The 15,502-nt window shown below is 59.0% G+C and carries 9 protein-coding genes; 5 read left to right on the plus strand and 4 right to left on the minus strand.

The genetic code is table 11. The annotated features are described in order from the left end of the window. The first annotated feature begins 41 nt into the window (after nt 1-41). The 4 genes from J3U87_RS06300 to J3U87_RS06315 all read left to right on the plus strand — a co-directional run bounded on the left by J3U87_RS06300 (nt 42) and on the right by J3U87_RS06315 (nt 5,107). Nucleotides 42-830 (plus strand): PoNe immunity protein domain-containing protein, encoded by a 789-nt coding sequence (locus J3U87_RS06300; RefSeq protein ID WP_237382183.1) that lies wholly within the window; start codon nt 42-44, stop codon nt 828-830. A gap of 114 nt (nt 831-944) precedes the next feature. After that, nucleotides 945-1,340 carry a thiol-disulfide oxidoreductase DCC family protein gene (locus J3U87_RS06305; RefSeq protein WP_237382184.1) on the plus strand — a complete coding sequence of 132 codons (396 nt, stop codon included), beginning with the start codon at nt 945-947 and terminating at the stop codon, nt 1,338-1,340. Between the two features lie 303 nt (nt 1,341-1,643). After that, nucleotides 1,644-4,286: a hybrid sensor histidine kinase/response regulator gene (locus J3U87_RS06310; RefSeq protein ID WP_237382185.1), complete on the plus strand. Its 2,643-nt coding sequence runs from the start codon at nt 1,644-1,646 to the stop codon at nt 4,284-4,286. Between the two features lie 65 nt (nt 4,287-4,351). Beyond that, the gene (locus J3U87_RS06315; RefSeq protein ID WP_237382186.1) at nt 4,352-5,107 is read left to right on the plus strand and encodes an SOS response-associated peptidase; all 756 of its coding nucleotides are present in this window, start codon (nt 4,352-4,354) and stop codon (nt 5,105-5,107) included. A 554-nt stretch (nt 5,108-5,661) separates the two neighbouring features. Here J3U87_RS06315 and guaA read toward each other — a convergent pair. Next, a complete protein-coding gene (guaA, locus tag J3U87_RS06320) occupies nt 5,662-7,206 on the minus strand; it encodes a glutamine-hydrolyzing GMP synthase (RefSeq protein ID WP_237382187.1) in 1,545 nt (514 codons plus the stop codon). A 174-nt stretch (nt 7,207-7,380) separates the two neighbouring features. After that, complete coding sequence (locus J3U87_RS06325; RefSeq protein ID WP_237382188.1) at nt 7,381-8,658, minus strand: tetratricopeptide repeat protein; 1,278 nt, start codon at nt 8,656-8,658, stop codon at nt 7,381-7,383. A 410-nt stretch (nt 8,659-9,068) separates the two neighbouring features. On the opposite strand from J3U87_RS06325, the gene J3U87_RS34965 reads away from it, so the two are divergent. Beyond that, a complete protein-coding gene (locus tag J3U87_RS34965; protein ID WP_272932468.1) occupies nt 9,069-9,533 on the plus strand; it encodes a prepilin-type N-terminal cleavage/methylation domain-containing protein in 465 nt (154 codons plus the stop codon). Nucleotides 9,534-10,596: 1,063 nt separating this feature from the next. Here the strand turns inward: J3U87_RS34965 and J3U87_RS06335 are convergent. After that, nucleotides 10,597-14,706, minus strand: a complete 4,110-nt coding sequence (locus J3U87_RS06335) for a pilus assembly protein (protein WP_237382189.1) — start codon at nt 14,704-14,706, stop codon at nt 10,597-10,599. Between the two features lie 126 nt (nt 14,707-14,832). Next, nucleotides 14,833-15,492: a hypothetical protein gene (locus J3U87_RS06340; RefSeq protein ID WP_237382190.1), complete on the minus strand. Its 660-nt coding sequence runs from the start codon at nt 15,490-15,492 to the stop codon at nt 14,833-14,835. Between the last annotated feature and the right edge of the window lie 10 nt (nt 15,493-15,502).

The following is a 15,502-nucleotide window of genomic DNA, read 5'->3' on the forward strand; positions in this document are numbered from 1 at the left end:
GTCCACCACCACGCCAAAACGCCTTCGAAAGGATGGATTTCATGACGACCAAACGGGCTTTTTTCCATACCCAGTCCTATTACGACCAGCAGGTGGAGGATCGCGGTCAGGAAGTGGTGCGCCTGGACTACGCGGTTCGCGGCGAGCGCGGCACGACGGACCACCTGAACGCGTGGTTGTGCCAGCGCATCGAGTTGTTGATTTGCCGTTACAGTCAAGGCCAGAGCCGAGAGGCCCTGCGCGCGAGCTTCAAAGCCACCCTGGCTACCCTGATCGCCAAGGATCCCGTCAAGCCGCTGGAGCTCTTCGAGCTGGATACCATCGAACATTACTACCTGGCGCTTTCCACGTTCTCGCTCGCCATTCTGTTCGAGATCGACGACGCGATGTTCGCCGGTCTGGTAAACGTCTACGAAGATCAGCGGGCGGCCGCGGGCCGAGACCGTTTGATCGATACCCTGATCGCGGCACGCATCACCACCTTCTCACCTGTGGAAACCGCCATTCACCCATCGACCTACGAGCCTCTATTGGCGGCAATCGAGTTGGACGACACCCAGGAACGAACCAACCGGCTGACCCTGTTCATGACCGAATACGATCGACGCCTGGGCGAGCTGAGCTGGCACAAGGGCCAGTGGTCGGGCAAGAGCCGCAGCATCGGCCTTTGGTCGTTCGCGACCGCCGCCCTGGTCAAACTGTGGCGTTGTGACGATGCGCTTTTCGAGAGAAACATCTTTTATCCCAGTGAATTAGTGCGAGAAGGCGGTTCTTGGGGCGGCGAGAACCCCAAACCCGCAACCCGGATCCAGCAGGCGGTCGGAGCCTGAATTTGATCTCAGGCCCCGGGAACCAGGACACCGGCCGCCCGCCTGGACCCTTCGACTCGAGCCCTTCCCGACGGCAATTTGCCGCCATCGGATATAATGACGGTGGAGGCATGGATGGAAAAAGCCGTAGTCCTGTTCGATGGCGTCTGTAACTTCTGCGTGGGGTCCGTCCAATTCATCTACAAGCGAGACCCCAAGGGCCGGTTCCGATTCGCCTCGCTTCAATCGGAAGCCGGGCAAGCCCTCCTGCGCGAGCACCGATTGCCCGCCGACGATTTCGACTCCATGGTGCTGATCGAGGGCGATCGGGTCCACCTGCGCAGCTCGGCCGCGCTGCACGTCGCCCGCGGCTTGAAAGCCCCCTGGTCCCTGTTGGCGATCTTTCTCGTGGTTCCTCGGCCCATTCGCGACCTGGGCTACCGACTCATCGCCGGCAATCGGTACCGTCTCTTCGGCAAACGCGAAGCCTGCATGGTGCCCACGCCAGAATTCCAGGCTCGCTTCCTCTGAAAATCCGACATCGTCCCAAAGATCCCTCAACCGGGAAAAAGTCACCGTATCCAGCTCGTTTTCGAGCGGTTTCAGGGCCTGTCATTTTTATGCCCAGGGCAGGAAACAAAGAGTTTTTCCCCTTTTGGTGGTAGACTGAGAGATCATATGGGCCATTTTGTTTTTCTTTCGATGAATGAACCGTGACCTGGTGTGCTCCCATGTTCGACGGCGAGGGTAGGCGTCTCACGTGCTCCTACTTCGAGCAGCGGATCGCGACAGTGACATGGTTCGCTTTCCGGCACGAAGAGTGGGGAACATACGTTGCTGTTCGAGGACCATCTCAGCTTATTCTTTTTTTCGATCATCCTTGCGCTGTTCCTGGTGGCCTTTGTCTGGGCATCGCTCTATCTGCGCCGTAAAAACCGGCTGATGGGAAAGCACCACATCGAATACGTTCGTGACGAAACGACCGAAATCATCGCCATTCAGGAGAACCTGCTTTCGGAGAACCGGGACGAGCGCGAACACGCCACGGTGATGCGCGCCATCCGCCAAATCCTCAACGCCAAAAGTACCGAGGCCATCTACGAGGAGATTCCGGCCGGCCTGGCCGAGGGCTTCGATTTCGACTTCGTCTGGATCGACGTGATCCAGGTTGACGCCAATCGCATGATCCAGGCGGGCGCCTATTGGAACGGCCGCGATATTCGAATCGATCCCACGTACCGATTCAACCTGTCGCAGCGAGTGTTGGAAACGGGCAAATCCCACATCATCGCCGATCTGTTCGAGGACGACCAGCCGCTCTACGAACCCTACCGCAAGGAATCGATTCGCGCCATCCTCGCGGTGCCGCTGGGCACGGACGAGCATCCCTGGGGTGTCCTGACCCTGGCCGGAACCCAAGCCCACGACCTCTCCAAAAACGGCTTGGAAAAGCTCCACATCGTCACCGATTTCCTGTCGCTCTCGGTCGAACGCCGCCGCGATACCGAAGCGCTGCGCATCAGCGAGGCCCGCAGTCGATCCATCGTCAATACGGCCGCCGACGGGATCGTCACCATTCGCGACGACGGCACGGTCACTTCCGTCAATCCCGCCTTCGAAGAACTTTTCGGGTACTTCGCCGAGGAGATTCTCGGCCACAACATCGACCTGATCATCCCCGCCCCCCACCGCGATCTGCACGAGGAATACATCCTGCGCTACCTGCAGACCGGCGAGCGGCGCATGATCGGCACCACCACCGAGGTCGAGGGTTGTCGCCGCAACGGCGAGATTTTCCCGATGGACATCACGATCAGCGAATTCGTGCTCGGTTACAACCGCATGTTCACCGCCATCATTCGCGACATCACGGCGCGAAAACAGGCCGAGGTGGAGCTCCAGAAGGCCAAGAACGAAGCGGTTCAGGCCACCAAGGCCAAGAGCCAGTTTCTCGCCAACATGAGCCACGAAATCCGCACGCCCATGAACGGCCTGTTGGGCATGACCGCGCTCCTCTCCGAGACCGAACTGAGCCAGGAACAGCGCGAATACACGGAGGCCGTCCAAACTTCGGGCGACGCCCTTCTGGCGATCATCAACGACATTTTGGATCTCTCCAAGGTGGAAGCCGGCAAGCTGGAATTGGAGAGCATCTTTTTCTCGCCGTGCAAGGTCATCGAGGAAGTGGCCGACATCATGGCGGTTCGGGCCCAGGACAAGGGCCTGGACGTGGTGGTCTTTCTCGACCGCCACCTGCCGGCCCGCATCAAGGGCGACCCGATTCGCCTGCGCCAGGTGCTTTTGAACCTGCTGAGCAACGCGGTCAAGTTCACATCGCACGGGCAAGTGGTCCTGCGCGCCCAGGCCATGGGCACCAACGGCGAGAAGGCGCACCTGCGCTTCGAAGTGAACGACACCGGGATCGGCATCCCCGCCGACCGCCTGCAGCTCCTGTTTCAGCCCTTCTCACAGACGGACGCCTCCACCACCCGCCATTTCGGGGGTACCGGCCTCGGGCTGGCCATCTGCCGGCACCTCATCGATTTGATGGGAGGTCACATCGGGGTCAGCAGCGAGGAGGGGTTGGGCGCGAGTTTCTATTTCGAAATCCACTGTGCCACCAAGGAATCCTCACAGCCGGAACCGCCTCCCGCGTTGCGGGGCCGGCGGATCCTGATCCAGATGGCCAACAGCCAGGCCTACGCGGCCCTCAACGAGCTACTGGCGCCGTTGGACTGCACTTGTCTGTGGGCACCCGATTTGGAACATGCGAGCAAAAAGATCGAAGCGTTACATCGCGAAGGACGCGTGATCGACCTGTTCATCGCGGAGTATCTCGACCGGGATTCCGTTCAATCGATTTCCCGGTTGCTGGCGCGAAACCCCTGGGGCGATGCGCTTCCCCTGGCCATCCTGACCCCGTTCCGAAAACGGAGCGAATCGGTGGAGCTGCTGGGTGACCGGGCGGCGTTCCACCTCGTCAAACCCGTGAAGCGCCGCTTCCTGCTGGATGCCCTCAACAATGTGTTCGAGGTGGTTCAGACCGGCAACGACCCATCTCGGTCGACCGACAAAGAGCCGGCCCCCCAGGGACCCAAGTACAAGATCCTGCTGGTCGAAGACAACCCGGTCAATATGAAACTCGCCCTGCGACTGCTCACCAAGCGCGGTTTCGAATGCCTCGGAGCCGCGAACGGCCAAGAGGCCATCACCATGATGGCCGAAAACGAAAACAATCAACCGGACCTGATCTTGATGGATTGTCACATGCCGATCATGGATGGTTTCGAAACCTCGCGACACATCCGAGATGGCGAAGTGGACGACCATCGCATTCCCATCATCGCCATGACCGCCGAAGTCATGCCCGGCGTCCGCGAGCGCTGCCTGGAAGCGGGCATGGACAACTACATCAGTAAACCCGTGCGTCCGGAGGAACTCATGAAGGTGATCGAAAAGTACCTGCCCCCTTCCTGACGCCGCGCCCAGCCGGCGAACGTGGTTCCGCAAGCCCATTTCCACCGAACGAAAAGGAGGCTGTCTTGTGCGGTCGATTCGGCCTGCATCTACCGGCCAAAACCATTGCCGACTTTTTCCTGACCCTCAACGAGCCCCAAATCCCCCCGCGGTACAACATCACGCCCATGCAGGACATCCTCATCGTTCGCGACGACGAACAGGAGAAGGGTCGAATCGCGGTCTACCACCGTTGGGGGCTGATTCCCTTCTGGGCCAAGGACGAGAAGATCGGAGCCAAACTCTCCAATGCACGCTCCGAAAGCCTGGCCGAAAAACCTTCGTTCCGGGCCGCCTTGCGCTACCGGCGCTGCGTCATTCCGGTAAGCGGCTTCTATGAATGGAAACGCGAAGGGGGCCGCAAGCAGCCCTATTACATCCAGGCCGCCGAAGGAGACCTGCTGGCGTTCGCGGGACTGTGGGAAACCTGGACCGGGCCGGACGGACGGCTCATCTTCAGTGCCACGATCGTCACCACCGCGGCCAACCGCCAAATGGAGGAGGTGCATCACCGCATGCCGGCCGTGCTGGACCGGGATCAGGCGGCGTTGTGGCTGGATGCCTCGCAAAACCGGGTCAAGGAATTACGGCCGTTGTTGAATCCCCTACCGGAGGGTGCCTTGGTCCTGCGCCCGGTTTCGACCTTCGTCAACCGGGCGGGCAACGAGGGCCCGCGCTGTATAGAGCCGCCCGGCGAGGGTTCGCCAACCGCCAACGAGGGGAAAAAGGGCGACGGAGCGGATCCGTCACCCCCCGAGGGCGAACAACTCAGCCTGTTCTGAAGCACGGAGTCGCTGCTCAGGCCGAAGGCCGGATTGCCGTGGTCGGGATGCCGGTGGCCGGTGTGCCGGACCATCGGCACACGGGCTACTGGGTTCTCGAGTTGGAAATAAATAGAAGCGAGCCAATCCGGGGAGCCCGCATACGCGCAAGCGACGTAAAATCTGTAGGTTGAGCAGCCTGCTCAACCAATCGAAGCGGGCTAGAATGGATCAAAATCGATCACCGAGAGATCTGGGGGCCCGACTTATCTGCTTCGCGCTTTTCTCACTCGATCTTGCGAAGCCTGGGCGCTTCGAAGTGTCGGCCGGGCCGGCATACGCCCCGTGACCAACCTACTGCCGTGCCGATCCTCAAAGCTTGCGGGAACTCCTCGCATGGCTCACTTCGGCGAGTTCAGCCAGCGGCCTTACCGGCCCTGCTGAACCTACCGGGCACGACGAATCTCCCGGCATTCGGGAACTCCGAGCAGGTTTGTTTCAAATAAGTGATCCGGCCGATCGAAACGTCGCGCACAGGGGCCCAACGCTTCGATCGGTGCGGGAAAGGTCCCCAATCACTCCCACTCGATGGTGCCCGGCGGCTTCGAAGTGACGTCGAAGACCACGCGGTTGATGCCTTTGACCTCGTTCACGATTCGGGAGCTGACCTCGGCCAGGAAATCATAGGGCAACCGGGTCCAATCGGCCGTCATGAAATCGTTGGTGGAAACCGCGCGAAGCGCACACACCTGTTCGTAGGTGCGGCCGTCGCCCATGATGCCTACCGAGCGAACCGGCAACAGTACCGCGAAGGCCTGCGACACGTCGTTGTAGAGACCCTTGGTGTGCAGATGCTCGATGAAGATGGCATCGGCCTCCTGCAGAATGCGAATCGATTCGCGATCGATGGCACCCAGGATTCGCACGGCCAAGCCCGGGCCCGGGAACGGATGGCGTTCGACCATGACCTCGGGCAGGTCCAGGAGCCGTCCCACCCGTCGAACCTCGTCCTTGAAGAGCTCGCGCAGCGGCTCCAGAAGCTCCATGTTCATTTTCTCAGGCAGTCCGCCGACATTGTGATGGCTCTTGATCGTCTGGGCCGGGCCTACCGCCACGGCGGACTCGATCACATCCGGGTAGAGCGTGCCCTGGGCCAGGAATTTGGGCGCCGGCAACTTGGCCGATTCCGACTCGAACACTTCGATGAAGGTTCGGCCGATGATCTTCCGTTTGCGTTCGGGATCTTCCACCTCGTGCAACCGGCCCAGGAACAGTTCGGAGGCATCCACGGCAACCAGGTGGATGCCGAACCGATCGCGGAACGTCTGTTCGACCTGTTCGCGTTCGTCCTTGCGCATCATGCCGTGATCCACGAACACGCAGGTCAACTGATCGCCGATCGCCTTGTGAATCAAGGCCGCGGCAACCGACGAATCCACGCCGCCACTCAACCCGAGGAGCACGTGTTCGTCGCCCACGCGCTCGCGGATCTCGGCGACCGTCGCGTCGATGTAGTCTTCCATGCGCCAATCTTGCGGGCAGCGACACATGTCCAGCACGAAGTTGCGGAGCAGGCGGTCGCCGTTGACCGAGTGGGATACTTCGGGGTGGAACTGGATGCCCATCAAGGGGCGGTCGCGATGCACCATGGCCGTCACGGGTGCGTTCTCGCTGGTTCCCACGACATCGAACCCCTCGGGCGGCAGCTCCAGCCGATCGCCGTGGCTCATCCAGACACGCGTTTCCTCGTCGAAGCCGGCGAACAGGGGATGATCGGTCTTGGCCAGGTTCAAGGTGGCGGGACCGTATTCGCGGTCGTCGGCGGAAATGACCTTGCCCTCGAAATCGTGGCACATCAACTGGAGCCCGTAGCAAATGCCGAGAATGGGTTTGTCCAATTCCCAGAAACCAGGGCTCAAAGCGGGCGCATCGGTATCGAAAACGCTTCGAGGTCCTCCGGAAAGAATGATCCCCTTGATGGCAGGATCGGCCAGCGCTTCGGGTTTGGTATTGAACGGCACGATTTCACTATACACGGAAAGTTCGCGAATGCGCCGGGCGATCAGCTTGGTGTATTGGGATCCAAAATCTAGAATGGCGATTTTGTTCAAGTGTTCCATGGGACCTTCCTCACGAAGAATCGTCTCGTTGTCGAGTCAAAATTCTGCATTATACCCAAAGTGAGCGATTCCCCAAACACCGGCGGTCTCCCGATATCGATCATCCCCGGACTTCGCGGGGACCCCGATTGCAGCCCGCTCGAACGATTTCGAACCGGCACCGACGCTCACCGCCTATTTGCGTCCTCCCGATTTCGGGGCGCTCCCTTCTTCGAGACTGATGGCATTCTTGATCATGCCCTCCAGGACCTTGCTCATCATGGGGGGCGGGTTGGTGATCGTTTTTCCGGCTTTCTCGGCCAGTCTCAGATACTCGAGCGCCTTGGAACCCTTGCCCAGAAGCAGATAGTAGCTTGCCACGTTGATGCCCCATGTCACGCGAGCCAAAGGTTCGTCCGGACGCTTTTGGGCATAACCGTCGATGAAGACCTGATCCATTTTGGTGATCTTCTGAACCAGGAGGTACTCGAGATAGGTTTGGAACAGCGACGGCGATCGGGGATCGAGATCCAGGTAGGACTGAATGTGGGCGTTGTATTCCGCTTGTCGTTCCATGGATCGAAGGCAATCCATCCCGATGATCCAAACGAAATTGTGGCCCGGCACCAGCTTCAAGGCATGGTTGACCGAGGTCATCGTATCTTCGTAACGACCCATTTTAAAGGAGGCGCGAGCCGCACCGGACAGACTGTTGACGCGCTGTTCGGGATTCGCGGCTATTTCGAAGAGGTGCCGAGCGGTCTTGAGTGCCTGCGCATTGCGTCCCGAGGCGAGCTGCAGGTTCATCATGGCGTCGAGTCCTCGCGGGTGATCCGGGTCGAGCGCCAAGACCCGTGCGAACAAGGGCTCGATGGACTCCGGTTTCTCGTTCTTGCCATAGCGGGTGATACCCAACTCCAGCGTGCTCTCCGCCGTGTCGTACCCCGTTTCGAAGGCCCGCTGAAACGCGGCGGAAATATCGTCCGCGCTCACAGTGAACAGCGGTTTGACCAGAAAACCTTTGCCGTAATAATAAAAATAGGCCTTGGCAAATTGGATTTGAGGATGATCGGGGAAGGTTTCGGCCGCTTTGACCAACAACTCGCCCAGGCGATCTTCGACCGGCATCTCACTCTCCCGCGCCACGATCGCCTTGCTCATGTTGCGAAGGTCTTCCAACCGCTCCCCGGGCAGCATGTTCTTGACGAAGAAAACCCGCCAGGCGAGTTGCTTGGTGTGACGATCGACCAGAAGGGTGGTGTAGCGGCGAACGACGGCAGGATCCTTCAGTTCCCAGGCCAGGGGCTTGAGCAATTCGGCGGCGGCAAGGTAATTGTCGGCGCCCAGGTGCTTCTCGAGTGGCGCCTGCCACTTGGGCACCGCGGAGGGTGTCGGTCTCTCCGCGGCCTCTCCCTTCGAAGCGGGCGAAGACGGTGATGCCTGATCACCCGCGAAAGCCGGAGCGAAAGCCATCAACAACCCGCAAGCGAGAAGCGCCGGGCGAAGCGGACGCCCCCACCTCGCAAAAAAATCAAAAATCCGCCCAACGGGGGAAAATGAACCAAAAACTTTTCGCGAAAAAGAACCAATCACAGAGATTCTCCATTCCATGCCGAGATTCACGTTCGAGTGCCTACTTGTTCTTTCGATCCGGGAACGACGTCTCATTAAAAGAAATTCCCGAATGGGTGCGTAGAACCATGTCGAAATGCCTCAAAATTATATCTCGCAGATCGATGAGATTTGGACGGGAACCCGAACAAAGGTATTAACATTGAGCGAAAAGGTTTCGAAAGTGACCTGTCACCCACTGATCTAGTATAAGCTTGACATCTACATAAGAGAGGAATACATTTGAGCTAAATCACAAATGGAGCGAGTTCATGAAATCCAGAAGCGGTTTTTCCTTAACAGAGCTCATGGTCGTCGTTGCGATCATTGCCATTTTGGCCGCCATTTCCCTCCCCATGTACCGGAATTACGTTCAGCGATCCAACTGGGGCGAAGTCCAACCCTGCCTGTCCGACATGGCCTTGAGGGTGGAGAACCAACGGGGCAACAGCAGCGACGGACGTTATCCTCTAGAAGCTGACATTGCCCAGACTACCTGCGGCAACTACACCACCATGTATTTCGTCAATGGAGATCGCTCGCGCTTCTTGATCGTCGCATCCGACGAAAACGATCCCATTGCCAACAACGGTCTCAATGACATCTGGGCCGTAACGGATTCCAGCATGTCCATTTTTCACATCAGTAACTCGGTTCAAAGCACCGACGGTTCATGGGAAGATCTTCCCACCGGGTATAGCTATGCGGTTGGCGGTAGCGGGACCGTACCGGACTGAAGACTTTTCAACCAACAAGACATCGAAAGCTCGGCGAGTTCCGCCGAGCTTTTTTTATTTTTGGGCGGACGCCAACCAACCGAGTCGAAACCCCCTGCAATTGCGGCCAATTGTCGGCGAGTTAGGCGAAAAAACGTTCTCGTTTTCAAAGTGAACGGCGCACCCGACCGAGTTTTGTCGCGCGGTCTTTTTTGGTATGGAGTCACCGTTCAGGCCGGTGGCCGAAGGATCATCGAAGTGAATCGCTTGGGAGTTCCCCCATTTGTGAGAAGGGCATCGTGCCGGGTAGGTGTCGGGCCCGCCCAGGGCGCTGGGCCGCCTTTTTGACGGCAGTTCCGACCAACACGCACCAGCGGGCATCCTCGCTCGATTTCGAGAAAGAAACAACCCGAAGCGAGCCGGCATGGCTGGTCCCGGCGGCCTGAGAGGGTCGTCGTGCCGGGCCGGTATGGCACGGCCGGTATGGCACGGCCGGTTTGGCACGGCCGGTATGGCCAGGTAGGTGCGATCGCTGGTCGCACATCCCGAAGCTCCTGCTTCTATTGATGCTTCGCTCTTTGGCGTTTCGTATTTTCGCAGCCTTGATCACTTCGAAGTGTCGGCCGGGCCGGCCAACCTACTGCGGTTCCGACTCTCAAAACATTCGGGAACTCTGGGCATGGATCACTTCGGCGAGCTTACCGCCCCTGCTGAACCTCCCTGGCACCACGACTCTCCCGGCATTCGGGAAATCCGGCGGATTCGTTTCAAGAGAGTCGTCGCTGGGTCGCGGGAGGGGTTCGAGCGACATTGTCCTGGGCAGTTCATCAGCCGTAAATAGAGGGCGCCATACCATCATTAGGTACGTGGAACCCACAACTCGGCACTTTGGTAACGAAACCAGGGCAGCTCTCACTGCCGTGAAACGATGCCACTCCGAAACTAAAAAACGCCAACACGCAGCCCGTGGTGCATTACTATGATTCGAACTTCATTCTCGCAGGAGAACCGACAAAAAAAGGCCCGTTTCCGTTCGAGAGAGAACGGTACGGGCCAAGTGAAGGGTTAGTATTTATTGGAGGGTTCAGTTTCCGATGGTGATTCGGTTAAACAAAGTATCTTCCCATCCGAGAATACCGAACACGGTTGCCGCCGACATCTGAATCGGTTCGGTTCCGCTGGGCTGGGACGACCACGGCGACGAAGCCTGATCGCTCAAGGGAACCCCTCCGTTGCCGGCCTCGGTCGACATGTTGTTCATGTGCACTTCGACCTGAGAGCCGCGAACGATGATGGCACCCACGACCGGCGCCGAAGTGGCGAGGCTGTCCTGCAGCTCGTCACCGGCACCCAGGCGACTCACGTCGACCAGCAACAGGTTGCCCGGATCGTTGCGATCGTAATCGCAAATGCTGTAGGTATCCCCGGTGGCCGTACCGACCACCAACTGGCTGCCAACCAGAACCGGGCGACTGAACACCTTGTGGCGCGGGGCCAAATCGTAAGAACCCAAGCCGTTCCAGGAGTTGTCGCTCGGGTCGAATTCGAAGCCGTAAATGCTGTTGACGAAGTTCGAATTCACGTACTCGTCTTCGTCGTAGACGAACGGGCTGTCGCTGCTGATGACGAACATTTGCAGGGTCTCGTTCGCGACGCGTACGTTGGGCGTGTGGAAGAAACGGGCATTGGTCACGGATCGCGTGGACACCGGACCGCCGTTCTTCAGGTCTTTGACGAACAGGATGCCCTCGGAAGTGGCACCGACCAGGTGATCGTGAAGGCCGTTGCCGTCCACGTCGAGCAAGGCGGGAGATCCGACCATGACCGAATTGGAGTTTGCGGTACCGATCGTGGCGGAAAGCGAATCGATTTTCTCACCGGTGATGGCGTCCAGTACCAGGTAGCTGGGTGCCTGGTTGGGCACGGGGGTCGCACCGGAACCGTACACGATCACCCAACGGCGCGAGTTCGCGCCCGTTTCGATCCAACCGATACTCGGCAGGGTCACGATGTCCTGGGTTTCCAGGTCGCGACGATGCCACATCGGCTGGGGATTGTCGGGATCGGTGAGATCGAGGGCGAGAACCACGTTTCCGGTACGCGACTCGCCGCCGGAGTACTCTTCGTTACCGGCTTGATAACCCTGTACCACATAGGCCACGCGGCGCCAGGTGGTGTTGGTTTCATCGTAGACGATAAAGCTGTGTACGGTGGCGTCAATCTTTCCGAGGATCTGACTGGTACCGGCGTAATTGTGTTTCATGTCGTCCAGCAGGTGGCCGGGCAGCATGGCCCAGACTTCCTGGCCGGTTCCGAAGTTGTCACTGCGGAAGTGGCCGTCGGCGTACTGGTCCGTGGGGTTTTTGCGGTTACCGACCCAGGTGCCCGCGTCGATGCAGTGCAACAAGCCCCATTCGGTGCCGATCAAGACACGCGTGGACAGGTTTTCCTGCGATTCCATGAAGTCGATGTAGGAGCGTTTGATGCTGGAAGGCAGTCCGCTGCCGAAAATCCAAGGAGGTACCCCGGGGGCCCGGATCACGTCGACTGCAGGCCGGTTGATGCCGCCCAGAATCCATTCGCGTTCGGGACCGGTGCTGTCCACGTTGCCGCTGGAAACCACGGGGTTTGAATAACCGTGAATCCAGTTCTGAAGCCACAGAGCCGCGGAATCGCGATCTTGGGCCGGTGCGGACGGGTCGTGGAAGTTGTACAGCCACACACCGTTGCTCTGTTCACCCGTGAGATTGAAGGCGCTGACGATGTCGGCATCGACGGTGGTCCGGCTGAAATCATGACGAGCGAGATTGTTGCTGTATTCCGCGGTGGCATCGCTGGGAATGTAGGTGTAGATGTTCCGGGTGGTTCCGGAATCGAGATCCGCCTTCATGGACACCCCGGCATCCCATTGGATCGGCTGGGGGGGTTGGGCGGTCGGCGTGTCTTCGGGGTTTTGGTTCAAGACGGTCGGGGTCAAGGTTTGACCGTGGTCGAAAGCCTTGTGGGCGTAGAGGTGACCGCGATTCCGGTGGCGCTCTTCCCATGCGAATTCGGGCGTTTCCACGGAGGGAATGTAGCGAATTTCGGCGCTGGGGATGATCGGCGCATTGTAGAAGAAATCGTGAACCAGGGTCTGGTAGGAGACCTCCGCGTCGTAGACTCGAGGTTGGAAGAGGTCGACACTGTCGGTGGCCATTTCCACTTTCCAGTAGAGTTCCTGCTTGCGATCCTGGACCTGGATGGTCACGGTTCGCGTCACGCGGCCATTTTCGACCGTGGTGGATCCGATATTCGGATGGAACACGTCGGGCGTGCGCTCGTGTTTCCCGCCGAGCAGGGGAATCCATTCGTCGTTGGAGGCGAGGCGGTAGAAGTAGTTCACGTACCGACCCTCGATGTTCCAGTTCCCATCGGTGAAATTGTCCTCGAAGGTGAAGGACACCTGGGTGAGCGAGAAATCCTCGAATTGGTCCCGAGCTTCCTGGGCCACGTTCAGCGACTGGAGCTGACCACCGGCCTCGCGCTTGACGTAGAAAACGACGTCTTCATAGTCGCGGTCGTTGCCGCCGTCGGTTCCGTGCAAATCCTCCCAACCGAGCAGCCAAGCGTCGCGCGAGGACTGCGGGGCACCGACCATCAAGTGAGCCATTTTGCCGTTGATGGCGCGAATCAGGGAGCTGTCGTTCTCCTGGGACATGTCGAGACCGTAGCGGCCGTTGATGACGTTGTTGGCATCGACGCTCGTGCCACTGAACCAATCCCGCAACGAACGGTACTGGAGAATGCGGCGACTGTTCTGCCAGTTGGCCCACATGTCGACCCACTCCTGGTTGGCCGAGTTATGGGCCACCGGGGCACTGCCATCGGTAGGCGAAGTCGCGATGTCGCCCCAATCCGTCCCGGATCCGAAAACCCTGCGGGCCAGGAGATTGTGATCGCTGGTGTGTTGGAAGCGCGGATACCAGTCGTTCAGCGAAGCCGCACCACCGAAGGCGTCCCCGTTGGTGCCCGGCGAGTTGGGCGCGGTGTTGAAGACATTGAAATCGTCGTTGTTAAACGCGGATTTGGAGTAGTACGTGTTCACCTGGGAAGGACCACTGGGGTAGAACACAACCAGGAAGAACACCATCTCGCGAGCACCGGAGACGTTGGACTGGTACCAACGGAATTGCCAGTATTGCTCGTTGCGGGGCGCCCCTGTGGTCTTGGGTGTGCCGTCGTCGTTTTTCAGGATTTCGGGCACGTTGGGATGGGTACCGCTGTTCACACCATACAGGTAATAATCGGGTTGGGCGTTGGTGCTGCTGAGGACGTCGTTGACGGCCGGATAGTAGGGCGAATAAGTCTGGTACTGACCGGTGGTACCGCCACCGCCATCGTCATCGGCGATGTAGAAGATGGTGGACCCGATCCAATGGAACTTGTCGTCCACCGTGGTACCCGGGGTACCTTCGTAGGAGAAACTGCCCAAAAACCCCAGCCAAGTGCCCTCGCTGACGTGGGTCGCATCGTAATCGCGATCCACGACGAAAGGCGGCAACTGGTTGTTGTTGTATTCCAACACGTCGGGCACGCCGTTGGGACCTCCGCCGCCACGGCGGGTGTTGTCCACGTAGATGTAGGCGCCCGGATGCTCGAAACGCCCGTTGTAATCGCCGCCGCTGATGGTGCTGTTGGGAACGAACTGCCAGTAATCGTCGGAGTGATCACCGCCGGTGTAGGCCTCTTCCCCATTGCGGAAAAAGGTGTAGGGCATCGAGGTGACACCGGTGGGCTCGCGATCGGAGCTATCGGGGATGCCGTCGTTGTCGTCGTCGCTGTCGTCGACGTTGGGAATCCCGTCACCGTCCAGGTCGTCGTTGGGCCCCACTTCGAAAAAGTCGGGGATGCCATCCTTGTCGGTGTCGATGTCGAGGAAGAAAAATCCGAAGAGGTGGTTGGCGCCGGCACCTTCCGAAAGGTAATCGACATAGAAGGGTTGGTCGATACCCAATAGCAGGTTTTCCGTATCCAGGGTCAGATCCAGGGGAAGGTGGATCTCGTTGTCGACGATGATCCCGCCGTCGGCTTGAAGAAAATCGTCTTCATCGAATTGGCTTCCGTTGTTGTATTCCTTTGTCTGTTCCGTGCAACTGTCGTCTCCCACTTGAGCCATGAGGGCGAGGGAGAAGAAGCAGAAAAGCATAACAAGCATGATCTTGATTGTATTGTGCACTGTCATTCCTCTCTTTCACGGCCCGCTCGAGGATAGAAAATCCCCTAGTCAGGCCCATAAGCCATCTGTTGTCGAACCCGTCGTACGTTGGAATCAGGCCCTATGTCAGGGATTGGACGCGGGGAACGTGATCGTATCGGGAGAAGTGGAATATCCGTCGTTGGATCCGTCGCCGCCGGCTTCCGAAGTAGCCACGGCCGCACCGTCGGCGATCGTCATGCCGGTCGGTGCGATGAGCGCCGATTGAACCGCGAGGGGTACACCCGGCTCGGCGGTACGGAAGACGACAGCCGTCAGGACGATGCGGCCGTCGGTATCGAGGGTGGGATCCAGGTTGGTCGCCAAACCATCGGCGACGATGGAAAGGTCGTCGGGGTTGTTGGCGACGTAGACCTTGTAATCCAGACTGACGTCGGGATTGACTTGAAAGGTGCCGGTTCCGAAAAGGTTGCCGTAGCCGTCCGGGCTGATTTCGCCGTCCAGCGGGGCGGATCTCAGCAGTTGGGTGAAGCGAAGGTTGCCTTCCTCACCCGAACCGTTGGTGATGTCGCCGGGGGAGACGAACGCGTCCATCAGATCGCTTTTGTGCCGGTGAATGGCGTTTTTGGCGACCAGGGTGTCGATTTGAGATAATTTCAGACCGCCGGTCATGACGGAGCGTGACTTGGCTTCCATGGTCAGACTCAGTGCGAGCCCGAGAAAAATGAGAAGGACCAGCATCGAAAGAACCAATGTGGATCCGCGGTGGTGGTTCTGATATGCCATCTTATGAAGC

Origin of the sequence: Sulfidibacter corallicola, assembly GCF_017498545.1 — a bacterium.
Lineage (GTDB): Bacteria > Acidobacteriota > Holophagae > Acanthopleuribacterales > Acanthopleuribacteraceae > Sulfidibacter > Sulfidibacter corallicola.

Bases quoted from the DNA above. Each gene is read 5' to 3' on its own strand.
- J3U87_RS06340 (WP_237382190.1), bottom strand. From the start codon at position 15,492: ATGGCATATCAGAACCACCACCGCGGATCCACATTGGTTCTTTCGATG.
- J3U87_RS34965 (WP_272932468.1), top strand. From the start codon at position 9,069: ATGAAATCCAGAAGCGGTTTTTCCTTAACAGAGCTCATGGTCGTCGTT.
- J3U87_RS06325 (WP_237382188.1), bottom strand. From the start codon at position 8,658: ATGGCTTTCGCTCCGGCTTTCGCGGGTGATCAGGCATCACCGTCTTCG.
- guaA (WP_237382187.1), bottom strand. From the start codon at position 7,206: ATGGAACACTTGAACAAAATCGCCATTCTAGATTTTGGATCCCAATAC.
- J3U87_RS06335 (WP_237382189.1), bottom strand. From the start codon at position 14,706: ATGCTTGTTATGCTTTTCTGCTTCTTCTCCCTCGCCCTCATGGCTCAA.
- J3U87_RS06305 (WP_237382184.1), top strand. From the start codon at position 945: ATGGAAAAAGCCGTAGTCCTGTTCGATGGCGTCTGTAACTTCTGCGTG.
- J3U87_RS06300 (WP_237382183.1), top strand. From the start codon at position 42: ATGACGACCAAACGGGCTTTTTTCCATACCCAGTCCTATTACGACCAG.